General features: G+C 42.7%; 16 protein-coding genes. 12 read left to right on the top strand and 4 right to left on the bottom strand.

Annotated elements, in window-relative coordinates:
- Window positions 1-123 precede the first annotated feature (123 nt).
- The 10 genes from H5164_RS15540 (at window position 124) to H5164_RS15495 (ending at window position 16,609) form a co-directional block, all read left to right on the top strand.
- The gene (locus H5164_RS15540) at window positions 124-1,455 is read left to right on the top strand and encodes a GH1 family beta-glucosidase (RefSeq protein WP_182757023.1); all 1,332 of its coding nucleotides are present in this window, start codon (window positions 124-126) and stop codon (window positions 1,453-1,455) included.
- Between the two features lie 94 nt (window positions 1,456-1,549).
- Window positions 1,550-2,878, top strand: coding sequence for a glycoside-pentoside-hexuronide (GPH):cation symporter (locus tag H5164_RS15535; protein WP_182757022.1), 1,329 nt, complete (start codon window positions 1,550-1,552; stop codon window positions 2,876-2,878).
- A 55-nt stretch (window positions 2,879-2,933) separates the two neighbouring features.
- The gene (locus H5164_RS15530; RefSeq protein WP_124016237.1) at window positions 2,934-3,938 is read left to right on the top strand and encodes a LacI family DNA-binding transcriptional regulator; all 1,005 of its coding nucleotides are present in this window, start codon (window positions 2,934-2,936) and stop codon (window positions 3,936-3,938) included.
- A gap of 923 nt (window positions 3,939-4,861) precedes the next feature.
- Complete coding sequence (locus H5164_RS15525; protein WP_182757021.1) at window positions 4,862-7,801, top strand: TonB-dependent receptor; 2,940 nt, start codon at window positions 4,862-4,864, stop codon at window positions 7,799-7,801.
- Between the two features lie 365 nt (window positions 7,802-8,166).
- The gene (locus H5164_RS15520; RefSeq protein ID WP_182757020.1) at window positions 8,167-9,762 is read left to right on the top strand and encodes a tryptophan halogenase family protein; all 1,596 of its coding nucleotides are present in this window, start codon (window positions 8,167-8,169) and stop codon (window positions 9,760-9,762) included.
- Window positions 9,763-9,883: 121 nt separating this feature from the next.
- Window positions 9,884-10,606, top strand: a complete 723-nt coding sequence (locus tag H5164_RS15515) for a SapC family protein (protein ID WP_124016240.1) — start codon at window positions 9,884-9,886, stop codon at window positions 10,604-10,606.
- Window positions 10,607-10,651: 45 nt separating this feature from the next.
- Window positions 10,652-11,671, top strand: coding sequence for a cupin-like domain-containing protein (locus H5164_RS15510; RefSeq protein ID WP_310736195.1), 1,020 nt, complete (start codon window positions 10,652-10,654; stop codon window positions 11,669-11,671).
- A gap of 37 nt (window positions 11,672-11,708) precedes the next feature.
- Window positions 11,709-13,202 carry a tryptophan halogenase family protein gene (locus H5164_RS15505; RefSeq protein WP_182721904.1) on the top strand — a complete coding sequence of 498 codons (1,494 nt, stop codon included), beginning with the start codon at window positions 11,709-11,711 and terminating at the stop codon, window positions 13,200-13,202.
- A 5-nt stretch (window positions 13,203-13,207) separates the two neighbouring features.
- Window positions 13,208-13,933, top strand: coding sequence for a DUF6445 family protein (locus H5164_RS15500; protein WP_182757018.1), 726 nt, complete (start codon window positions 13,208-13,210; stop codon window positions 13,931-13,933).
- Between the two features lie 15 nt (window positions 13,934-13,948).
- On the top strand, window positions 13,949-16,609 hold the full coding sequence (locus tag H5164_RS15495; protein ID WP_259396837.1) for a glycoside hydrolase family 3 protein: 2,661 nt from the start codon (window positions 13,949-13,951) through the stop codon (window positions 16,607-16,609).
- Window positions 16,610-16,701: 92 nt separating this feature from the next.
- On the opposite strand, the gene H5164_RS15490 is transcribed toward H5164_RS15495, so the two are convergent.
- The gene (locus tag H5164_RS15490; protein ID WP_182757017.1) at window positions 16,702-18,333 is read right to left on the bottom strand and encodes a methyl-accepting chemotaxis protein; all 1,632 of its coding nucleotides are present in this window, start codon (window positions 18,331-18,333) and stop codon (window positions 16,702-16,704) included.
- Between the two features lie 96 nt (window positions 18,334-18,429).
- Window positions 18,430-18,915 carry a DTW domain-containing protein gene (locus tag H5164_RS15485; protein ID WP_124016245.1) on the bottom strand — a complete coding sequence of 162 codons (486 nt, stop codon included), beginning with the start codon at window positions 18,913-18,915 and terminating at the stop codon, window positions 18,430-18,432.
- Between the two features lie 213 nt (window positions 18,916-19,128).
- On the opposite strand from H5164_RS15485, the gene H5164_RS15480 reads away from it, so the two are divergent.
- Window positions 19,129-19,743 carry a LysE family translocator gene (locus H5164_RS15480; RefSeq protein WP_182757016.1) on the top strand — a complete coding sequence of 205 codons (615 nt, stop codon included), beginning with the start codon at window positions 19,129-19,131 and terminating at the stop codon, window positions 19,741-19,743.
- 9 nt (window positions 19,744-19,752) lie between these two features.
- On the top strand, window positions 19,753-20,754 hold the full coding sequence (locus H5164_RS15475) for an NADH:flavin oxidoreductase (protein WP_182757015.1): 1,002 nt from the start codon (window positions 19,753-19,755) through the stop codon (window positions 20,752-20,754).
- A gap of 132 nt (window positions 20,755-20,886) precedes the next feature.
- Here H5164_RS15475 and mdoH read toward each other — a convergent pair whose 3' ends face one another.
- Window positions 20,887-23,025: a glucans biosynthesis glucosyltransferase MdoH gene (mdoH, locus tag H5164_RS15470; protein ID WP_259396836.1), complete on the bottom strand. Its 2,139-nt coding sequence runs from the start codon at window positions 23,023-23,025 to the stop codon at window positions 20,887-20,889.
- Complete coding sequence (locus H5164_RS15465; RefSeq protein ID WP_182757014.1) at window positions 23,022-24,614, bottom strand: glucan biosynthesis protein G; 1,593 nt, start codon at window positions 24,612-24,614, stop codon at window positions 23,022-23,024. The genes mdoH and H5164_RS15465 overlap by 4 nt, the downstream gene beginning before the upstream one ends.
- Window positions 24,615-24,837: the final 223 nt, after the last annotated feature.

Below are 24,837 nucleotides of genomic sequence, written 5' to 3'. Positions count from 1 at the left end.
AACGCGAGAGCATAATATTTACGGTTAGGACAATGCGACACTAGGCCTTTTATCAGTGTGTTTTAAGCTAATAAGTTAGTAATAAAAAAAGACAAAATTAATCAATACTAAGTGAATTAAAATATGAAAATTATGTTACCAGCCGATTCAAAAATGCATTCAAAAGCGTTCACCTTTGGTGTGGCGACAGCTTCATTTCAAATTGAAGGTGCTGTGGCAACTCGCCTGCCCTGTATTTGGGACACATTTTGTGCGACGCCTGGCAAAATTCGTGATGGGTCTGATGGCTCGCAAGCATGCGAACACGTTAAGTTATGGCGTGAAGATGTCGATCTAATAGAATCGCTAGGTGTCGACGCCTACCGTTTATCGATCTCATGGCCTCGCGTTATGCACAAAGATGGCAGCCTGAATCCACAAGGTGTGCAGTTTTATACCGACTTACTCGATGAACTAAACCGTCGTGGCATTAAAACCTTTGTGACCTTGTACCATTGGGATTTACCACAACATATTGAAGATAATGGTGGTTGGTTAAATCGCGAAACAGCCTATTTATTTGCTGACTATGCCGACAAAATAACCCAAGCATTCGGTGACAGAGTTTACTCATATGCCACATTTAACGAACCTTTTTGCAGTTCATACTTAGGTTATGAAATTGGCATTCATGCTCCTGGATTAGCTAAAAAAGCTTATGGCCGTCAATCTGCACACCACTTATTATTGGCTCATGGTTTAGCCATGAAGGTGCTGCAAAAAAACAGCCCTAACAGCCAAAATGGTATCGTGCTTAACTTTACGCCTTGCTATAGCGCCACTGATTCTGCCGCAGATATTGACGCAGCAAGTAAAGCCGACCAATATTTCAATCAGTGGTACATCAAACCCTTGTTTGACCGCTGCTACCCAGAGATTATCAATGACTTTGCCGCAGAAGATGTGCCGGTTATTGAAGCTGGCGACTTTGATATTATTGCTCAACCTATCGACTTTCTAGGCATCAACTTTTATACCCGTGCAGTCTATAAAGCCGACCCAGTTAATGGCTTTAGCCAAGTAGACATGGTCGGCAAACCTAAAACAGACATGGGATGGGAAATTTACCCACAAGCCTTTAGTGATTTATTAACCTCTTTAGATGCACTTTATCCTTTACCACCGATCTACATTACCGAAAACGGTGCGGCAATGGATGATAAATTGTTAAACGGTAAAGTGGATGACCAAGACAGACTCGAATACTATAACGCTCACTTAAATGCGGTAAATAATGCCATTGAACAAGGTGTTAATGTTGTGGGTTATTTTGCTTGGAGTTTGATGGATAACTTTGAGTGGGCAGAAGGTTATTTAAAACGCTTCGGTATTGTCTATGTTGATTATGCAACCCAAGAACGTACCTTAAAAGCCAGTGCATACGCGTATAGAGACTTTATTAACGCAAGAACATAATATGTTAACCAGAATAAAGCCGTTATATAAACGGCTTTATTCTATTCAAATAGTTGCATCATTTTAAGCAATAACAACAATAATTGAGGCATGTATGATTAGCACTAGAGAAAAAATAGCTTACGGACTTGGGGACACCGCCAGTAATATTGTGTTTCAAACCGTGATGCTATTTCTAACTTTTTTCTATACCGACATTTTCGGTATTTCGCCTGCATTTGTGGGCACAATGTTTTTAGCTGTTCGCTTAATTGATGCGATCACCGACCCACTAATGGGCGCGCTAGCAGACAGAACCAACACTCGTTGGGGTAAGTTTAGACCTTATCTATTATGGTTTGCCCTTCCCTTTGGCTTTATTAGCGTATTAGCCTTTACTACGCCGGATTTGTCTGAAGACGGTAAAATGATTTATGCCTTTGTCACCTATACCGCATTGATGATGGTGTATACCGCGATTAATATTCCTTATTGTGCATTAGGCGGTGTATTAACAGCGGATCCTAAAGAACGCGTGTCAGTGCAATCATACCGTTTTGTGTTTGCGATGCTGGGCGGATTATTGGTGTCAGGCCTAACCTTACCTTTGGTGGAGTTTTTAGGTAAAGGCGATCAGGCTAAAGGCTATCAACTAACGATTGCCGCGATGAGCATTTTGGGTGTTGCGATGTTTTTAGCCTGCTTTTGGGGCACCAAAGAGCGTCTGCATCCACCTATAGACCAACAAACAAGCTTTAAAAAAGACTTCACCGACATGCTAAAAAATGATCAGTGGCGAGTATTGGCCATTGCGGCAGTCTGTCTATTATCAGGCATGGTATTGCGCACCAGTTTAGCGATTTACTATGTAAAATATTTCTTAAACATGCCTGATTCTATTACCCTTTTCATCACTCTTGGCATGGTTGGTAATATATTCGGTTGTATTTTAGCTCAACCTTTAGCAAAACGTTTTTGTAAAGTAAAAGCCTATATTAGCTTGCAACTGCTGGCGGCGGCCATGTGTGTCGTAAGCTACTTTGTGCCAAGCGATCAAGTGGTACTGGCCTTTGGGATGTTTGTCATATGGGGCTTTACTTTCAATATGGCTACACCACTGCTTTGGGCAAAAATGGCTGATGTGGTCGACTATGGTCAACATAAAAACGGTGTACGCATTACCGGAATGATTTACTCATCGGTCATATTCTTTATCAAACTTGGGGTTGCTATTGGTGGTGCGGCAGCTGGTTGGTTACTGGCAGGTTATGGTTATCAGCCAGATATCATCCAAACTGAACAGACTCAACAAGGAATATTACTTTCATTCACTGTATACCCTGCTATCGGTTCATTGGTAGTGGCCTTTGTTATGCGTTGGTACACCTTGGACAATGAAAAAGTGGACCAAATACACTTAGAATTAAATAGAGAAGTAAAATAAAAGCATGATAGTCTTGGAGCCATGTGCTCCAAGACGGCTTTTAAAAACTAATTATATGGCAACAATTTACGATGTATCCGTAATGGCTGGTGTGTCTCTAGCGACCGTGTCTAGAGTGATGAATAACAACACCAAAGTCAGCGATAAAACCAAACAAAAGGTTCTCGATGCGATGGCCTCTTTAGGCTATCGCCCTAATACTATTGCCCAATCATTAGCCTCAAATTGCTCCAACAGTGTTGGGGTTTTAGTGTCTCAGCTTGACGGTCCTTTTTATGGTCCCATGATGACAGAAATCGAAACCGCCCTTCGAACAGCTAACAAGCACGTGATTATTGCTGCTGGTCATAGCGACGAGAAGCAAGAAAAAGAAGGGGTTGAGTTTTTGATGAGTCGCGGTTGTGATGCTCTTATTTTGGACATTGAGGCGGTATCAGACGATTACTTGATTGAATTGAGTAAAGGCCCAACACCAGTGGTATTTATTAACCGCTATATCGACGCCATCAAAGAACGCTGTGTTTATCTTGAAAATGAGCAAGGCGGTTTCATGGCTACCGAGCACATATTATCACTTGGTCATAAAGACATCGCTTACATTTCAGGGCCATTGTTTAAGCTCGACGTACGAGATCGTCTAAAAGGACATAAACGAGCATTGCAACAATACAATATCGATTTTGATGACACCCTTTGCATTGAAAGTGACTTTAAAGAAGCTGGCGGTTGTGAAGCGATGGAGCATTTACTGTCGATGAATAAAACCATTACTGCTGTCGTGTGTGCGAATGATCAAATGGCCTCTGGGGCAATTGCAGTGTGTTTAGAACACGGAATCCGTGTACCCGATGATATTTCATTTATTGGTTACGATAATATTCCATTTCCACAGTACATCTCACCGAAATTATCGACCGTTAACAACCCTATTCACGAAATGGGTAAAATGGCAGCCCTCTGGGTATTACAACAAGTGTATAACGATAAAGCCGTCTTAGTTGAAAGCTCGTTTACACCAGAGCTATTTGTGCGTGAATCAGCTAGAGCAATCAATCAGTAAGAGTCAACCGAACCATTTAGCGGTTAACCTATCCTGCTGCAATGTCGATAAACGACATCCAAAAAAGCCCGATGATAAGTCCCTCTTCCCATAAGCGGCTCCCCAAGTCAGTAATCGATCAAGAGTGAGTCAACGCTACCTTATGCAGAGGTGATAGTATCTCGTAGCGATTAAAAAGTACTGATACTGACCATCTCACTGTGACGTGCCATCAACCATCTGCTCGCAAACAAATAATGCAATATGCGCTATAGACTAACAACTTAACTACGCATAAACGCACCTTATGAGTAATGAGAGAACAAGCATGGCCATAAAATACCGCAACAGTGAGATTTCAATCAACCTATGCAAGCTATCAACCGCGCAATGATAATCAGTTAACCTTTAGATAATATGTTGTCTCAAGTCCTGTGGGTCATTCACATGCATCTTAATGACTCATACTTTGATTATCGATAACACTGAAATAAGCCCTAACACCATAAGCAACAACCACATCAATTCACTGTCGCAACATGCAACAAAATAATAGCACGCAAGAAAGTTAGTCTAGAATAACCTTACTTGTTCTCAGTAACGGATAAAAACCAACCTAAGTGGTAACAATTCAACCAACAAAAGAAAGCGCTTACATTTTTATTTGAAATGTTCATAAAAAATAAAAAGCTTACTAAACAATAACTAATAAAACAAACATTGAATGACTTCTTATTATGGTTAATGAAATGTAATATTTAAAACTTGTTTTTGTTGACGGCGGTCACAATTTACACTAGTTTTATGTAAGCGCTTACATTAGCTGTTTTATAACATAACCATTATAAATAATGACTACAGCGTTGATGGAGAATTAAAAAAACGATTTGCGCCTAACCCGCAATATTGAGAGAAGCAAAATCTAGTCAATGGGGATTTCCTAGATGAAAACAACAAAATTTACAAAAACCAAGCTAGCGACCAGTTTATCGCTAGTGCTTGGTGTAAGCAGTATGTTACCTGCCTACGCAGCTGATGAAGCTGGTGATGAGAATATTGAAGTACTCCAAGTTACAGGTATTCGTGGCAGTTTAATTAAATCAATGGACGTTAAACGTTCATCAAGTGGAGTCGTCGACTCTATTTCTGCTGAAGACATTGGTAAGTTTCCAGATACCAACCTAGCAGAATCATTACAACGTATTACTGGTGTATCAATTGACCGTTCTAACGGTGAAGGCAGTAAAGTGTCCGTGCGTGGTTTTGGCCCAGACTACAACTTGATCACCCTCAATGGTCGTCAAATGCCAGTAACGACTGGCTCGCGCTCATTTGATTTTGCCAATATCGCATCTGAAAGTATTAGCGGTGTTGAAGTATATAAAACGAGCTCAGCGTCAAACTCCACTGGTGGTATCGGTTCTACTATCAATATTTTGACTCACAAACCATTTAGCTCTCCTGGATTGAAAGCTACATTTGGGGTAAAAGCTGTTGATGATAAATCAACAGATAAAGGCTCAATGACACCAGAATTGTCCGGTTTATATTCAAATACTTTTGCTGACGACAAATTTGGTATTTCGCTATCGGCCAGTTATCAAGAACGCGAAAGCGGTAACCAACAAGCGCAAGTTGGTACAGGCTGGCGTAGTTTTGCTGGTATAGATGACAACAATAGTCAATGGGGCGGTGTCGCTAAAGACGACACTCAAGTAAACCGTCCTGGTGATGATGATATTTACTCAGTGCCGCAGACAACCGTTTATCGTTTTGAAGAGCAACAACGTACTCGTACCAATGGCCAGTTAGTTTTACAGTACAGCCCAGTAGATAGCATAGTCACCAGCCTAGACTATACCTACATGCGTAACGATATCGACACTCAATCTCATGATGTATCAGCTTGGTTTAACTTTGTACCATCTGAAAACGTGTGGAGTGACGGCCCAGTCGCATCACCGCTCATTTATTCTGAAACTTACGGCTCACCTGTAGACTTATCGATGGCAGCTGGCGATTTTGGTGTTCGTAACGAGAGTGGCTCATTAGGCTTTAACATTGAATGGCAAGCGACAGATAATTTAAAACTGACTTTCGATGCACATAACTCAACGGCCGAATTTAAACCCAATAACATTTATGGTTCTAGCAACAATTTAAGTACCGCTGCATTTATACGTACCAGCGCGGCTACTGACTTTAGCGGTGATTTACCAGTGCTTGCGGTTGGTGGTGGTAATGCTGTGACTCCTGCAGACATGTTACTTACTGGTTCCAACTTCTCTAATGCACGCAACAAATCTGAAATTGATCAGTATCAGTTTGATGGCGAGTACTTGTTTGAAGACGCAGGTAGTATCGACTTTGGTGTTGAGCTTACTAATGTCAACAATCACTCTCAGCAAGTTGACGTACAACGTAACGATTGGGGTGGTGTAGGTTCTGCTGGTGATTTCGACGAATCATGGTTCCCAGCCGATACGATTACTGACAAATTTGATGCCAATGGTGGTGACTTCTCACTCGCTGATGGCAACTTTGACATTTTAAATACCATCTTCATGTGGGACTTTGCTGCTGTTCGTGACTTCTCAGCAGCTAATTATACCTCTTCTGTTAGTGGTGATTGTGGTAATGGTTTCTGTCCTTCTACTAATTATGCGGCTCAAACAGACCGTTATACTGAAGAAGAGTCACAAGCTGTTTACGTCCAGTACAACTACGACAACGAAATTGCCGGCATGCCATATGATGTTCACTTTGGTTTGCGTTATGAAAAAACTGACGTGACATCAACAGCTGCTGTAGCGGGCTATGATGGCGCAGTTTGGATTGCAGAAACTGAAATAGCACTTGCTGCCACCGGTGAACAAGTATTTGAAACTAAAACGGGTGATTACGACTACTTACTTCCTAGTTTCAACTTCAACATTGAAGTGGTTGAAGATGTGATCTTACGTGCAGCTTATAGCGAAACCATTGGGCGCCCTAACTACACAGATATCCAAGGCGGTACGGTATTAGCAACTCTCGCAAACCGAACTAATGGTGGTGGATCTGCAGGTAACCCGACACTATTGCCATTAGAATCGGAAAATATCGACTTCTCGGCAGAGTGGTACTACGCACCGTCAAGCTATGTGTCTGTAGGTTATTTCCGCAAGGATACTGCAAACTTCATTAGCAATGGTATTGTTAAAACGACTAACGGTATTTATAACCCAGCATCTGGTGATTTATATAAAGCTGCTGTGGCAGCAACGGGTACAACCGAAGCTGGGGCTGTTCGTGATTATATTTTCGCAAACTATGCTGACAATGCTGCGGTAGATGTTGCTAATCAAACTATCGCCGGTAGTGCTGCAAATAATGATGATCTATTGACCTTCAATATCGATACCCCGTCAAACAGCCCACGTAAGTCGGTGATCGATGGTTGGGAATTTGCTGCGCAACATTTCTTCGGTGAAACGGGTTTTGGTGTCATAGCCAACTATACCTTGGTTAATAGTGATGAAGCCTACAACAACTACTCATTAGCAGACCAATCAGCACTTATCGGCATTAGTGATACCGCTAACGCAGTCTTAGTTTATGAAAACTATGGTTTCCAAGCACGTGTTGCTTATAACTGGCGTGATGAGTTCTTAAACTCACGTGGTCAAGATACTGGGGCAAACCCTAAGTATACTGAAGCCTACTCACAAATCGATTTGTCTGTTAGTTATGATATCGAATCAGTTGAAGGCTTAACCGTGTTTTTCGAAGGACTTAACATTACAGAAGAGTACGTCCGTGTTCACGGCCGTGCTGAAGAGCAAGTGTTAAACCTGACTGAAACCGGCGCACGTTATAGCTTAGGTGCTCGTTATACCTTCTAAGTGAATAACGTTAGCAATATTGAGCTAAGCACCACTTAGCTCAATGATTTAACTTTATACTATGGTGCCTAACACGCTCAGTGTTAGGTGTTATCCATATAAGTTTCCCTTTTAGGTCGTTGAGGTGCACGTAATTTGTCACCTCTTTTTATTGCAACATATTGAGTAACAAGGACGTTACTATTTTTATGCTGCTTATAAGAGCTAAAAACATTGCTAAGAGAAGATGAATAACCAATACGTATTAAGTGGTTACATTTTTCTAAATTCTACTTATGATGAGACTTCAACATAATAAAATCTGCAATAAAAATATTGATAACAACTTAATAATAACAATAGTGCCAAAGGCGTAGGTAGAGATAATGCATAAACCAATCACCCAAATAGTCATTGTTGGTGGCGGTACAGCCGGTTGGATAACCGCTGGATTACTGGCTGCAGAGCATAATGTCGACAAAGGTGTCCTGGCCCACTCTCCTAAGCTCAACATTACCCTTATTGAATCACCAGATGTTGCCACCATTGGCGTAGGAGAAGGCACTTGGCCTTCGATGCGTTCAACTTTAAGCAAAATCGGCATTGATGAAAACCAGTTTATTCGCTGCTGTGACGCAAGCTTTAAGCAAGGTTCAAGATTTATTGATTGGCGCAATGACCCAAGCAAAGATGCCGACAGCAAAACGCCGACTCAGTCAAACAGCTATTTACACCCTTTTAGCCTACCTCACGGTCACCAAGAACTCGACTTATGCCCATTTTGGTTGCCCCATGCAGATCAAGTCAGCTTTGCTGAGGCGGTCAGTAGTCAAGCAGTGTTGACTCAACTTGGATTAGCGCCCAAAACCATTGCATCAGCGCAATATCATTTTCAAAATAATTACGGCTACCACCTTAATGCTGGCAAATTTAGCCAGATGTTAAGCGAACATTGCACCCAAAAGCTTGGCGTTACTCATATTCGTGATCATGTCAGTCATATTATTAATCATGATAATGGTGATATAGCCAAAGTGATCACTGCAGCACATGGTGAAATCCACGGACAATTATTTATCGACTGTACTGGCACTAAATCACTGTTATTAGGTGAGCATTTACAAGTACCATTTTTATCTCAAAAGTCAGTGTTATTTAATGATAGCGCCCTTGCTGTACAGGTACCTTATGAACAAGCAGACAGCCCTATCGCATCTTGTACTCATTCAACGGCTCAGCAAAATGGCTGGATTTGGGACATAGGCTTGCCGACACGCAAGGGCGTGGGGTATGTGTATTCATCAAGCCATACTAATGACGCTGACGCTGAGCAAAGCCTATTAACTTATTTAGGGCTTGATAGCGCCACGGCCGACAAACTAACGCCACGAAAATTATCGTTCAATCCAGGCTATAGAGCCAAATGCTGGCAAAATAACTGTATTGCCATTGGCATGGCTGCAGGATTTATCGAACCGCTAGAAGCCTCAGCATTAGCGTTAATTGAATGGACAGCAGCTACCCTAGCCCAACAACTCCCCTCCAATCGCCAAGTGATGGATACTATTGCGGCAAGGGTTAATCAGCGCTATCAACTGCACTGGCAACAAATTATCGACTTTTTAAAGCTGCACTATGTAATAAGTCAACGTGAAGTTGACCGCTATTGGCGCGATCATCGCGATAAGCAATCAATACCTGATAGTCTGCAAGCGCAACTTGAATTATGGCGCTATCAAGTGCCAAACCAACACGATATTAGCTATAAAGAAGCCTTATTTCCGGCTGCCAGTTTTCAATATGTGCTCTATGGCATGGGTTTTAATACTCAATTACCCAGCCATGTAAAACCATCAATGCAACAACAGGCACAGCAACTGTTTAATGATAATCAGCAACGCACTCAAGTATTAAGTAAAAGCTTACTGAGCAATCGCGATTTGCTAGCCAAAGTCGTGCAATATGGATTTGCTAAGCTGTAATCTAGATTAACTCAGATGGGTTGCTAGGATGGCAGACAGCGAATATCAAATGACTAACTAAGATCACCTACAATAATCATAACTACATAACGTATTTGAACGAACAAGATAGGACATCAAAATGAGCCAACATGTATTACTAAATAGCATCGATCATAAAGACCTTAAGGTTATCACTACCCGTTCTAGTGCGTTAGGCGATAATCTTTGGTTCGGCTTAACCTTTCCGCAAGAATTTCGTAGCATTCAAGCTCATTACCCTATTTTCTTTCATAAAGACGCTACCACTGGCCAGTTTTATGCGGTGGCATTATTTGGTTTTAAGCAAAATGAGAATCTGTTTTTATCTGACGCTGGTTGGAATGCATCTTATATTCCTCTAAGTGTGCGTCGCCAGCCATTTTTGATAGGACAACAAACCGTTCAAGAAGATGGCATTGAGCGTCAGCAACGGGTGATTCACATCGATTTAGACCACCCAAGAGTAAGCCATAACGACGGTGAAGCGCTGTTTTTTCCTTATGGTGGTAACACGCCTTTATTGGATGAAGTCGGTGAAATGCTTGAAGCGATTCATCATGGGCTCAGTGACAGTAATCGTTTTATCGACGTATTAATTGAGCATGAGTTACTGGAATCGTTTACCTTAGACCTCGAACTAGACAATGGCCAAAAACATCAAATGATTGGTTTTTATACCATTAATGAAAACACCCTAGCCGCGTTATCTGCAGAAGTGCTAGGCACTTTGCATCAGCAAGGTTATTTACAAGCCATTTATATGGCTCTGGCATCGCAAAGCAAAGTTCGCGAGCTACTTAACCTTAAAAATGCTCAAGGTTAATCGATAATGGTGAGCCACAATACAAATCCAAACCTATCAGAGCCGATACAAGCTCACTCGACACAAGCTGTCGACAGCGTAAGCGGTTGGACCTTAGAGCAAGTGCTCGCTCATATTGAGCATGCAGATAAGCCCATGGTATTTAAAGGCCTATGCCATCACTGGCCTTTAGTCCAAGCGGGTCTTGAGTCAGCAAACAAGGCAATGGATTATCTGTGTCAATTTTATCAAGGCTCGGCGGTGACCGCATATTATCTCCCCCACGAGCAACATGGACGGGTATTTTACAATCAAGAGGTTAATGGTTTTAATTACCAAGCAGGTCGCCTGGATTTCAACCAATTATTAAGCCGCTTAAAACAAGAAAATGCCAGCCAAACACCTGCGGGGATCTACATGGGCTCAACAGACATACACCAATGTCTGCCGGGGCTGGGTGAACAAAACAGTTTAGATTTATCGCCAACGCAACCATTGACGAGTATTTGGCTTGGTAACCAAACCAAGGTAGCAGCGCATTTTGACTTTCCGCTCAACCTCGCGTGTAACGCTGTGGGGAAACGCACTTTCACCTTATTTCCGCCTGAGCAAATCAGCAATTTATATGTCGGCCCAATGGAATTCGCTCCAGGTGGACAAGACATCAGCATGGTAGATTTTGCAGAACCGGACTTCGAGCGTTTTCCTAAGTTTAAGCAGGCACTTGCGGCATCATTGACCGCACAACTGAATCCGGGGGATGTGTTGTTTATTCCCAGCATGTGGTGGCATCACGTGCGCGGAGTTGACGACTTTAACGTACTCATCACCCATTGGTGGCGCGACACACCAGGCTATTTAGGCAGACCCAACAATGCCCTGCTTCACAGCATGCTAAGCCTTCGATCATTACCTAAAGCACAACGCCAAGCGTGGAAAGCACTTTTTGAACATTACATTTTTAACCACGACGATATTGATGACAGCCATATACCAGACCAAGCTAAAGGCATGTTAACCAAGCCATTAGATGAACTCAACGCCCGTAAGTTACGCGCAGATTTAATCAACAAATTAAAACGATAATGCTGCGAACAGCAAGACATCAAACAGGACGCTCAAGATGAATAAAACAGTCAAAAAAGTAGTGATTGCCGGTGGTGGTACCGCTGGCTGGATGGCCGCTGCCGCCTTCAGCAAACTATTGGGCAAAAATCTTGATATTGTCTTAGTCGAATCAGATGAAATCGGCACTATTGGTGTCGGTGAAGCTACCATCCCTACCCTGCATATCTTTCATCGTTTACTGGGATTAAAAGAGCAAGATGTGATGGCTGCTACCAATGCCACCTTTAAACTCGGTATCCAATTTGAAAACTGGCATGATGTTAATAAAGACTACTTGCATTCATTTGGCTTTTTAGGCAAAGACTGCTGGGCCTGTGGTTTTCAGCACTTTTGGCTTAAAGGCCAACAAAAAAACATGGTCAGCGAAATTGGTGATTATTGCACCGAACATTTAGCCGCTCGCCAAGGCCGTTTTGCTGTGCTGCCAAATCAAGATTACAACCATGCTTACCACATGGACTCCAGTCTTTACGCCAAGTTTCTGCGAAAATTTGCTGAGCAACATGGAATGAGGCGCATTGAAGGCAAGATAGCCGATGTTTTGCAACATGAAGACACGGGCAATATTCGCGCATTACAACTTGAAAATGGTGAGTTCATCGAAGGTGATTTATTTATCGACTGTACTGGTTTTAAAGCCTTACTCATTGAGCAAACCTTAAACTCTGGTTTTGAAGACTGGAGTCATTGGTTACCGTGCGACAGTGCTATTGCCGTACAAACCGAAGCAGTGCAAAACCCCATACCTTACACACGTTCAATTGCCCGTGAATCTGGCTGGCAATGGCGCATTCCGTTGCAAACTCGTACTGGTAATGGCTTAGTATTTTGCAGCAAGTACCTCTCTGATGCCGATGCCACCGAACTGTTACTCAACAATATTGAAGGCCAACCAATCAATAAGCCTAGAGTCATTAAGTTCAAAACCGGTACGCGTCGTCAACATTGGAATAAAAACTGTATCGCCATTGGCTTATCAGCGGGATTTTTAGAGCCGTTAGAGTCAACCAGCATTCATATGATCCAACGAAGCATTGTCCGCTTACTGCAACTGTTTCCATCTCAAGGGATAATTCAAGCCGACATTGATGAATTTAATCAACAAACCAAGATTGAATTAGACAACATTCGCGACTTTATTATTTTGCATTACAAAGTCACTGACCGTGAAGACAGCCGCTTTTGGCGTTATTGCAAAAACATGCCGATCCCAACGTCATTACAACATCGTATCGACATGTTTAGCCAATCAGGCAAAGTCTACAAATACGGCAGTGAACTGTTTGGTGAAAGCTCATGGATCCAAGTTATGATGGGCCAAGGTCTACAACCTAAAGAGTACCATCCAATTGTCGACATGATGGACGATGCTGAATTACAGAGCTTTTTAAACAGCATTAAAGCCACCGTAAAACGCAAAGTTGATACCTTGCCTGTACACCATGATTTTGTGCAGCATTATTGTAAATCAACGGCGATGCAGGGCTAATCCTGATGTCTGTATCAGCAACAACCAAGCCCATTATCAAGGTCAATCATATTGCACCGCAGGTGCAATTGATTGGCCAACAACAAACACCTGTGATTGTGATTGATAATTTTGCTGAAGATATCGCTCAGTTGATCGCTATTGCGGTCAATGACAGCACATTCCGTCAAGATAAAGGCTCATACTACCCAGGATGTCGTACATCATTGCCCAAGCAATATGTTATCGAGGTTCTCAATGCGCTGTACAAACTGATCTACGACGTTTATCGCATTCCAGCATCATTACGATTAAAGCCGCAGCAATATGTCTATTCATTAATCGACAAACAGCCAGAAACCTTGGCTCCACTACAATGTTTGCCTCACTTCGATGGGACAAACCCGCATTACTTTGCCATTTTGCATTATCTTAACGATGCTCCACATGGCAACACAGGCTTTTTTAGGCATAACCTCACCGATCTTGAGCGGATAACGGCGGAAAATATCGAAGACTATTTTACCAAAGCGCAGCCGTTTCTCGACAGCAAAACCCAAACACCAGCCAGTTACTTTGTTGCCAGCGACGAGCATTACAGCTTGTATCATCAAATCGAATATCGTCCAAATCGCTTAGTGATTTACCCCGGTAACTTATTACATTCAACCATAGTAAACCCACAAACTGACATTGATGCAAATCCTAGTTCAGGTCGGCTCACCACTAATATTTTTATAAATTTTCAATAACATAAGGAACACGTTATGGTTAATCCTCTTGGGATAATAATGCCTATTCGCCATAAAAATAAGCCACAAAACAGTGCGTCTAGCACCACCTTAAGCCCTCTTTATAGCGCCCTGTTGATGTGCAGTTTTGTCACCATCAGTCCAGCAGCGCTTGCCGAACACCCTAATATTACGCCTGAAACACTGCATGCATTAACAGTATTGTCCGACAGCGAGAAGTTGCGTATTGGCGATCGTATCAGCCAAGTCGAAGACGAGGTTAACCGCTTATTACCACAGCTTACATTGGCTGAAAAAGTGTCATTAGTACATGCTGCGGGCAAGTTTCACATCCCAGCCATTGAACGCTTAGGAATACATGAAATGTGGATGTCTGACGGCCCACACGGCGTGCGTTATGAAATTGACCGAAATTCATGGGCACCTGCTGGCTGGACTAACGATTATTCCACTTATTTACCACCATTAACCGCAGTAGCCGCCAGCTGGGACCCAAACATGGCCAGCCTGCACGGCAATATTTTAGGTGCAGAGGCGCGTCATCGTAATAAAGACCTTATTCTTGGTCCTGGTGTTAACCTAGCAAGATTGCCATTGTATGGGCGTAACTTTGAATACATGGGAGAAGACCCATTTTTAGTTGCCAGTCTAGTGGTACCTGAAGTGCTTGCGATTCAAGCTAATGATGTCGGTGCAACCGTAAAACATTATGCGTTAAATACTCAAGAGCTCAACCGCACTGGCGTGAATGCCAAACCTGATGAACGCACACTTCGTGAAGTGTATTTACCTGCATTTGAAGCGGCAGTAAAACAAGCCAATGTCCATTCTATTATGGGCTCATATAACGAGTTTCGCGGCACGAATGCCAACCAAAGTGCACATCTGGTTAATACAATATTAAAAGGCGAATGGGGTTTTCAAGGGGTGTTATTAACTGACTGGAATGTCGACATAAACACTTATGATGCTGCAATGAACGGTCTTGATATTGAGATGGGCACCGATGTCGCTGATTTTGACGACTACTTTTTTGCCAAGCCATTACTGGAAATGATTAATGCAGGCAAAATCCCAGTAGCGGTGTTAGATGACAAAGTTCGTCGTATTTTACGATTAGAACTCAGTATCGGCATGATGGATAAGCAGCGCCTATCGGGCGAGCGTAATACTCAGGCACATCGTGATGATGCTCGCACTATTGCAGCCAATGGCATAGTGCTACTCAAAAATGACAGCAATATCCTGCCATTGAACGCCAACAAACTTAAACGAGTATTAGTCTTAGGCCCCAATGCCGACAAGCGTCATGGCTTTGGTGGAGGTTCATCCGAGGTTAAAACCTTATATGAAATTAGCCCGCTAGAGGGATTAAAAGCCAAACTAGGTAACAAGGTTGATATTACCCTAATGCGAGCTGCCAGCAGCAAGTTTATGCCTATTCCTAATGACTATCTGACTACTCGTCATTGGACTGGCACCCCGTCTTGGCAAATTAACTATTATAGTGATAAAGCAATGACCAAGCTTGCCAGTGAATCTTGGATTGCCGATCCGCAGTTTGATGCAAAAGGCCAACGTCAATTTGTGGAGATAAAAGCCAACCTTAAACCAATCGAAAGCGGCAGCCATAGCTTTAATATCAAAGCAGACGGAAACATTGCTCTATTTATCAATGATAAACCTTTATTAACCTCAACCACGGCACAGTCAGATAGCATCATCACTAAAGCAATAAAGTTAACAGCAGGCGAAACCTATGCTGTTAGCTTACGCTATCAGGGCGACCAACAAGCCACCTTGGGCTGGGAAACACCCAACAGCTTGTACAATAGCGAAAAAGAATATTTAGCCGCGGCGAAGAAGGCAGATGCAGTATTTTATTTTGCAGGCTTAAGCCATGCCGATGACCGAGAATCAATTGATCGTCCAGACATGATCTTACCCGGTCAGCAAGATGAGGTTATTGCCAAACTGCTGAAAGCAAATCCCAACACAATCGTGTTTATGATTGGCGGGTCGGCGGTTGAAATGCCATGGGCCGATAGCGCAAGTACGCTTGTTTGGGGCTGGTATGGTGGCATGGAAGCAGGCAACGCCTATGCCGACATGTTATTTGGTGATACTAATCCGAGCGGCAAAATGCCGATAACCTTGCCTAAAAAACTCATCGATACCGCACCTATTGTGTTAAATGATTACAATGCAACTGAGTCGTTATATTCCGAAGGTGTGTTTATTGGTTATCGCTGGTTTGAGCAACAAAAAATTAAGCCTTTATTTGCTTTTGGTCATGGTTTGTCTTACAGCAAATTTAGTTACCAAAACATTAGCCTATCAAGTGCGAGTATTGCAGGCGACGACACCATCACAGTCAAAGTCGATATTACTAACACCAGTAAAGTCGATGGTGCAGAAGTGGCTCAACTGTATTTACACGATGTCAAAGCCAGCGTCCCACGCCCCATTAAAGAGCTAAAAGGTTTTGATAAACTGTGGTTAAAAGCCGGCGAAACTAAAACAGCTAGCTTTACCTTAACTCAACGTGATTTATCATTTTGGGACGTTAACACCAATGATTGGCTAGCAGAATCTGGCACATTTGAAGTGATGATTGGCGCATCGGTTGCAGACATACGCTTACATAAAACCTTTGAGTATCAGCAAGTAAAATAAATCATTATATTCAAAAGATCTAACGAAAAATGGCTTAATGTAATCAACATTAAGCCATTTTTATAACGTTACACTCTCAATTCAATCTCGTGTTAAACAACCTTAAATCGAGCCACTTCTGAGCGTAATGATTGACACACTGAAGCTGTTTTTAGCGCAATTTGTTGGTTTTCAGCAATCACATCATTGCAATGACGAGTTTTATCAGATAACTCAGTTAGATTACGATTAATCTCCTCGGTTACATGGGTTTGTTGTTCAGTAGCCGCAGCGGTATGTGTTGACATATCGGTCACTTTGGCTGTGGCTTGCAAAATTAAATCAAGGGAAATTCGTGTTTGTGAAGATAACTCGACCGTAGTCGCGGTTAAACTCGCACCCGCTTCAATGGTATGAACGGCATCGTTAACACCACGTTGCAGCTGCTCAATCATATTCTGAATATCTTGAATTGATCGTTCTGTTCGGCTGGCCAAGGTTCGTACCTCATCAGCAACCACCGCAAATCCACGGCCTTGCTCACCAGCGCGAGCCGCTTCAATTGCCGCATTTAACGCCAGCAAGTTGGTTTGCTCTGCAATACCGCGGATCACATCAAGAACCGACGCAATTTGTGACGAATTAGTCGACAAGGCTTGAATAACCACCACAGCATTTTGAACAGACGTCGACAGTTGTTGAATATTATCGATAGACAACGACAGAATGCGTTTACCTTCAACCGTCTGATCATTCACATTATTAATTTCAGATGCGGTATCCAATGCATTTTTAGCCACTTCACGAACCGCTGAGCTCATTTGATTGACGGCGGTAACAATACTATCCACTGAATAATGCTGTTCTTGGCTAATTTGGCTGGCAGTTGCAGCATTGCCCGCTAGCTGTCCAATACTGGTATTAACCTCATTAGACTGTTTATCGATAGCAATAATCATTTGCTGTAAATGATCAATGAAATGATTAAATGTTGTGGCTAGCTCGCCAATTTCATCATGTTGCCTAATGATTAATCGACGGGTTAAATCACCATCACCTCGACTAATATCAGTGATACGATCGTTCACATCATTAATTCTATCCACCACCACTTTAGGGCCGTAATAAGCCAAGAAGATAGTCAAAATAATCAGAATGCCAGACACTGTAAATAATATTGTTAGCTGATTTTTTGCTGTTTGAGTATTATTTTGGTCGATTAATTTAACTTGCTCATCGGCACGCTCGCCGGCCGTATTATAAATATCACGCAATCTTGAAAACTCAGATAAAGACACGTCCTTATAACGTTGTTTTGCAGTGGAATAGTCTCCCGCTTTAACTGCACTGATTACCGACGACGAGGCCGTAAACCATTTGTCATATTGAGTATCAAAGCCGTTGAGCCCACTTACCACATCTGGGTAAAGTGTTAACAGACGGCTAAATTCGGCAACTCGCTGCTTAGCTTGATCGGCATTCTCTTGCCAATTACTGATTTGATCATCTCTTTGCTGAGCACTTAGTTCACTACTAAGCAAAAGAACTTCACTTAAATGAGCTTGATATAAATCGCGATCACCATTGATAATGCTTGAAATAGCAGGATTAAATTGACGACTGAGCTCATGGATCTGATCTAGTTGATTTTGACTCTGAGTGGCATTAGTAATGGCCATAATGGCTAAAGCTACTGCAAATATAATGAATATCAATGAGAATTTAGCGCGAATAGTGCTAAACATAGCAACCTCCGATGAATGTTGTAATTTAGGTATTTTTATTATTTGTGATTAAACAACAAATTTATCAATCTATAATGGCTAACGCTTATTCCCCATTCAAACACCGGCCTTAGTGTCAATAAATGTCATCAATAACTCACTTAACTGCTGTGCTTCGATTATGTTTTCCGACTCGGTCAATAAATGTATAACACATTCTGCCGTACATAATCCTCCTTCTATTTGGTTTCGCCTCAGTGGGTATATCGACTTGGGCGAATTAATTAATAACACTTTAGGTAGTGCTTTGAGATATGGACTTTGATTAAACATCTTGCGAGCTTCTTGCCAAGTTGCATCGATAAGCACTAAATATAATAGTCTTTGAGATATCTCGCATACTTTTTGTGAAATATTTTTATCATCACTGGGGAAAACCAACCCCACCTTACCAGCTGCAATCAAACGTAATAATTCAGCATCAGGCTGTTTACGGTGCCACTCAACCACACGAGCGCGCTCGCCTAACACCTGAGACACTAACTTGCCCGTATTATTGGCTCGCAACATTTCGCGAGGATGAGTTAACAAAATAATATTCACAACAATACTCAACTGAACAAATGATTAATTTAATTTCGCAATGTAACACAGATGCAAAAACGATAGAATAAACTCAAGTTAGATAAAAAAATCAATAAAAATTAGATGGATACTTTAGCGTTAACCTGTTCATTACCAGCATCACTTTACGCTATAATCGCAAAAATAGTTTGCTAAGTTATACTATCCCTTAATATGAGTTGAACTGAGATAATGCTATTACAACAAGTTATCGCGCTGTTTTTCACTATGCTCATTTTAGCCATAGTGCCAGGTCCGGCTGTATTTGCGGTGGTATCGCGATCATTTTCGAATGGATTTAATCATGGTACTGCCATTACCTTTGGTGTATTGCTGGGGGATTTTATTTATATCCTATTAGCACTGTTTGGGTTATCGGCAATAGCTAACGCCATGGGGCCAACATTTGAGCTAATAAAATACGCTAGTGCGCTGTATTTATGCTGGCTTGGCGTCAGTATGCTGCGAAACACAGCAAAGGGCGTTCAGTTAGCCACCACGCCCAAGGTCAGTCAGCTTAAGAATATCATCACCGGCACAGCAATTGCGCTAGGCAATCCTAAAGCCTTAATATTTTACGTCAGTTTCTTCCCTGCCTTTGTGCCGATGAACCAAGTAGATGTGACCGATGTTATTATCATACTGGCTACTGCAACCTTGGCTTTTGGTTCTGTTAATCTGACTTATGCTTATTTAGCCTCTAGTGCAAAGCATGTATTTACCTCACCCAATGCGGTCACCATAATCAATCGAACCGCAGGCAGTATTATGTTGATTGCTGGCGTATTGATTGTGTTAAATATTTAGGATGTTGCAATGAGCGCAGTACGCTTTACTCCCCTTACATTAGTCAATGGATTAACCTTAAAAAACCGTGTTGTAGTGCCGCCAATGGCATCCCAAACGGCAGACAATAATGGTTTAGCCACCGAGAAAACCTTTAGCCATTATCAAGGCTTAGCCCAATCTGGTGCGGGCTTAGTGATGGTAGAGTATAGCCATGTCAATCTAGCTGGTCGCAGCGAAGCAAATCAGCTTGGCGCCCATGATGACGCCTGTTTACCTGGACTGAGTCAAATTGCCAAGCTATTACACCAAATGGATGTTAAAACAGGCTTACAGATTACCCATTGCGGCGGCAAAGACAGTGCTGCTATTAGCACCGATATTATGGGCCCTTCTGGCATTGTAGTGCCAGCATACGATCGCGTATTACCCACACCGCGCGCCATGACACTGGATGATATCGCAATATGGCAGCAAGACTTCGTCAATAGCGCTATTCGTGCCGACAAAGCTGGATTTGATTTAGTCGAAATCCATTGTGCTCATGGTTATGGTATCAATCAGTGGTTATCGCCGCTAACCAATCAACGTACAGACCAATACGGTGGCAGTGTTAAAAATCGCGCCAGAATCTTGCTAGAAATGGTCAGTCAGATAAAACAAGCCGCGCCAAGATTAGCCATAATGACCCGTATTCCCGGTCAAGATGGTTACCCAGGAGGCCTATCCCACAGCGATATGGGCCAAGTTAGCCAGTGGTTAGTTGATGCGGGCGTGGAAATACTCAATGTGTCGTCAGGCATTGGCGGTTGGAACAGACCTAAAGATATCCGCGGCGAAGGCTTTTTAGTTGCCGATGCTGCGCCATTGACAGGTAAAACTGCTGCTGCGGTTATTGGTGTTGGCGGCATTGAAACCCTTGATTACATTGAGACCATTTTAACGAACAAGCAAGTAGACCTGGTGGCCGTTGGCCGCGCTATTTTGGCAGGGCCAACTGATTTTGCAACACGTGTGATGGTTAACAATTAATCATGATGTAAAGTCCATCATGGCTCAACGTCATAGTAGCCGATATGAAATCATCATCTAGAGTCTAAGCTTGAGTAGTAAAAAAGGCCCGAATAACGCGTTATTCGGGCCTTATAAATTCTAGGACAGACATTACTTGCCGATTGTTTGCAGCTTTTGTAGATAATCCGCTTTGCTGAGTAAGGCGATGACTTCTGCCGGTTCTAACCATGATTCCAGTTGCGATAAGCTTTCAGCATGCTCCAATTTCCACTCGGCAATGATCCTCGGAGCATAAAACAACGGTTTTTGCTCATCTAAGTCAGGTAACTGAGCAAGGTGCCATGTAAATAACTGTGGATTATTCACCAGTCGACTGAACGGATGCATGTGTTGTAGATGTGTCATTTTAGCCAGGTTGGCTTTCAATTCAACCAGAATGTGAACTGGCTTCTTTTCTTCTGGCGCTCGCAGTAACCCAATGGTTTTAATCCATTTCGTGCGCCGCGCGCCGCCGCTCAACCATGAAAGTGGGATCGATAACATTAACCCTATGGTGATCGGTAATAACCAGTAAAACAATTCCTTACTTAGCAACATTGCAGTCAAAGCAAGTACAACACCAAACACAGTATGGCCAAGATGTGCACGCATCACTGGTATCCAGCTCAATGCGCCGTCATCTCTTGATTGGGGCATCCAGCCACTGTCTTTACCTCGAAATATAGATAACACCACGCCAAACTGCGACACCATCAAAATTGGCGCATACAGAGCAGACATTACCATTTCGAATAAGGTACTCAAGGTTAACAAGATGGGACCACCAAATCTTAAGCACCGAGGAATATTAATCATCGCAGCAAACCAGCCAAAGGCTTTGGGGGCCAATACAATTGCCATTGAAACCACAAACAGACTTAACGCGCGCTCAGAGTCAAATACTGGCCAGGTTGGAAACAGCGATGGATTAGCAAAATACTCTGGGCGAATAAAAGCCGCCTGAACGGCAATCGCCAGCCCCACCATAATTAACGCTAACCAAAAAATGGCACTTAGGTAAGACATGACCCCAGACAAAAGATGTAACCGGGTTGGCAAGGAAAACCCTCGGGCGAACATAAATGCCGAATGCTGTAAATTGCCCTGACACCAGCGTCGATCGCGGATCATCACATCAAGTAACGAAGGAGGGGCTTCTTCAAATGAAGCCTCAATATCGGTATCAAAACGTACCCCCCACCCCGCACGGCGCAGCAGCGCCGCTTCAATAAAATCATGACTTAATACATGGCCGCCAAAAGGTGCTTTACCGGGCAGAATAGGCAAATGACAGGATTCAGCAAAGGCTCTAGTGCGAATGATGGCATTGTGTCCCCAAAAATTTGAAGACAAACCATGCCAAGCTGACAAGCCCGCTGCATAGATGGGACCAAAACATTGATTAGCAAACTGTTGTAGCCTGCTGTACAGGGTATTGGCGAAAACAAGTGTCGGTAAGGTTTGAATAAGGCCGACACCTGGCGCGGCGGCCAAACGACGTGACAGTGTCACCATCGACTTTGCGCTCATAATGCTGTCAGCATCAAGCACTATCATGGCTTCATAATCACCGCCCCAACGTTGCACCCAGTCACCTATGTTACCGGCTTTACGTTCACTGTTTTGGTGACGACGACGATAATACACTGGACACTCTGGTTGATATTTATTGATAAGTGCTAAAAAGGTAGCCTCTTCAGCAATCCAAGCATTAGCTCGATTAGTATCACTGAGAATAAAGAAAGCATACTTGCCTGGCGCTGTAGCAATGAGATCTGCACTCATGGCTTCAATTGTAGCCCTAATGCGCAGCGGATCTTCATTATAAATAGGCAGTAAAATAGCCGTTTTAAAGCTGGGGTCTATTTCGCTCTCTTTTACTAACCGCGGCTTAAGATGCAATAGAAAACCCAATAAGGCCTGCGAGAAAGCAAAAGCAACCCAAAGAAAGTTAATACTAAACAACACTAAAAAGACTATCTGTAAATTGGTAATGTTATTGGTGTTTAGCACCAAATACATTTCCCTTATACCGTAAGTAGATAAGCCCGCAGTGACCATAAACACAAATAATTGGGCAACAAACGTGCGAAGTCTAAACCACATAGTCTGTTGACTGGAATTCAATCGATGACCAGCCTCAGAAACTTCATGACGATTCATAACCAATGGCGATTCGTCAGGCAAGGCTCGTTTACGATGATTTTTTTCGGTCATTGCCGCCGACAAAGCATTATCTTGTTGTATCATAAAGGCCAGTCCTCCGACGTAAATCGATACAACCACGTCATGCCAAGCGGTTTATCGTTATTCCTCAGCTGTACACGCAATTCAGCTACATCGGCATCTTCTGGATCAAAAGTAACAAACACTCTTGCACCATCAACATTAGGATTGGGCTCAATACGGGCCTCTAAAATCGCGCCACTACTGATACTCGCATCAACGCTAATGTTGCTAACATCATTTGCACTAAGATGGCTATAATCGATAACGATCTCGTTTTTATCGGTAAATAACTTACGACCACCAGCCGTTCGAACGACTTTAACTTTGCCCTCAGTTTTGGGAATATTATCTACCCAAGTGAGTTGGTATGAATATGCAAATGGCTGATCTTTTTTCAATCCATTTTCTGGTTTCCAATAAGCAACAATATTGTCATTGGCCTCCGAATCCGATGGGATCTCAACCAGTTCTACTCTGCCTTTGCCCCAATCACCTGTTGGTTCAACCCAGGCGGATGGACGTTGATGGTATTTGGCTTCAAGATCTTGATAGTAATCAACTTGTCGATGTGGCTGCATCAGACCAAAGCCCTTAGGATTTTCGTCCATGAAAGAACTCACCTGCAATCCCCGTGGATTATTCAGTGGTCGCCAAATTTTCTCACGATTACCTTTCTCCATCAGCAAGCCTTCAGAGTCATGCACCGCTGGACGGTAATCAGCTGTATCAGCACGGTCTATACCGCCATGCATAAACATTGATGTTAACGGCGCCAGACCCACATTTTGCACATCTCGCCTTGGGAAAAGCATTACATCGACCCCCATTCGAGTTGGATCGCCAGGGTAAATAGCAAAACGATAGGCGCCGGTTACGCTAACACTGTCAAGCAACGCATGAACCACTATCGCCTTTTGGTGGCTTGATGGACGTTCGATCCAGAATTTTTTAAACAGCGGATATTCTTCGCCTTTAGGATCGGCAACATTAATGGCTAGTCCACGGGTCGACAAACCATAAGCTTGCCCTTTAGATACTCCCCGAAAATAACTGGCCCCCTGAAACACTAAGAACTCATCTTTATAATCATCGCGATTAATGGGGTAATGCAGACGAAAGCCGGCATATTTACCGACTTGTTGCAGTAACTGACCAATTGACTCATCTGGCACTCTAAATGATGATTCAGACACGGCAACCGGAAATGATTTACTGTTTTCGACCACATCAATGTCGACTAGCTGTTTATAGATATAGCCAGGCGCAAATAGTTGTATAGAAAAAGGTGTGGGGGCATTGCCCCAAATAGCGGCATCTTGCTGGAAATTAATTTGGCGATAGGTGGAATAATCTATTTTAGTCAGCGCTTCAGGGGCTTGTTTAGGTTCAATAAAAGGTTTCTGCGACAATTTACGTGCAATCTCGACGACTGTGTCATGGGAGAAGGCCTTACCATCCGTTTTGGGTATTGTTGTCTGAGCGTTAACAAGGTTTGTCCATGAGACGAGTAACACAAATACGACAAGGTTAAGAAAACCTTTGACAGACAATTGGTCATAAATCCTTTGTTTAACCGGTGAATCGCAAAACAGATTCAAAGTCCTTAACATATAAAACTCCTTAATTGAGCATTCACAAAATAACATCACAATATCGCACTAGTAACTGAACTGACCCTCTGCTATTAATCGGAAATAATGTTGATCGAGGTAGGCGTTAATCGAAGATCATTGATATCGGCTTAACCTCAGATTGGGTTAAACAATGGGATAAACGAGCCAAATTTGAATATGAGTTTTACTCATCACAATGTCAGGACAAAGGACGGCTTGA

It is taken from the genome of Shewanella sp. SG41-3 (assembly GCF_014164545.1).
In the GTDB taxonomy this organism is placed as follows: Bacteria; Pseudomonadota; Gammaproteobacteria; order Enterobacterales; family Shewanellaceae; genus Shewanella; species Shewanella vesiculosa.
This window is presented reverse-complemented; position numbering and strand designations above follow the sequence as displayed.

Coding starts and splice junctions, on each gene's coding strand:
- H5164_RS15500 (WP_182757018.1), top strand. CDS start 13,208: ATGTCTGTATCAGCAACAACCAAGCCCATTATCAAGGTCAATCATATT.
- H5164_RS15465 (WP_182757014.1), bottom strand. CDS start 24,614: ATGTTAAGGACTTTGAATCTGTTTTGCGATTCACCGGTTAAACAAAGG.
- H5164_RS15490 (WP_182757017.1), bottom strand. CDS start 18,333: ATGTTTAGCACTATTCGCGCTAAATTCTCATTGATATTCATTATATTT.
- H5164_RS15480 (WP_182757016.1), top strand. CDS start 19,129: ATGCTATTACAACAAGTTATCGCGCTGTTTTTCACTATGCTCATTTTA.
- H5164_RS15475 (WP_182757015.1), top strand. CDS start 19,753: ATGAGCGCAGTACGCTTTACTCCCCTTACATTAGTCAATGGATTAACC.
- H5164_RS15505 (WP_182721904.1), top strand. CDS start 11,709: ATGAATAAAACAGTCAAAAAAGTAGTGATTGCCGGTGGTGGTACCGCT.
- mdoH (WP_259396836.1), bottom strand. CDS start 23,025: ATGATACAACAAGATAATGCTTTGTCGGCGGCAATGACCGAAAAAAAT.
- H5164_RS15515 (WP_124016240.1), top strand. CDS start 9,884: ATGAGCCAACATGTATTACTAAATAGCATCGATCATAAAGACCTTAAG.
- H5164_RS15520 (WP_182757020.1), top strand. CDS start 8,167: ATGCATAAACCAATCACCCAAATAGTCATTGTTGGTGGCGGTACAGCC.
- H5164_RS15540 (WP_182757023.1), top strand. CDS start 124: ATGAAAATTATGTTACCAGCCGATTCAAAAATGCATTCAAAAGCGTTC.
- H5164_RS15525 (WP_182757021.1), top strand. CDS start 4,862: ATGAAAACAACAAAATTTACAAAAACCAAGCTAGCGACCAGTTTATCG.
- H5164_RS15495 (WP_259396837.1), top strand. CDS start 13,949: ATGGTTAATCCTCTTGGGATAATAATGCCTATTCGCCATAAAAATAAG.
- H5164_RS15535 (WP_182757022.1), top strand. CDS start 1,550: ATGATTAGCACTAGAGAAAAAATAGCTTACGGACTTGGGGACACCGCC.
- H5164_RS15530 (WP_124016237.1), top strand. CDS start 2,934: ATGGCAACAATTTACGATGTATCCGTAATGGCTGGTGTGTCTCTAGCG.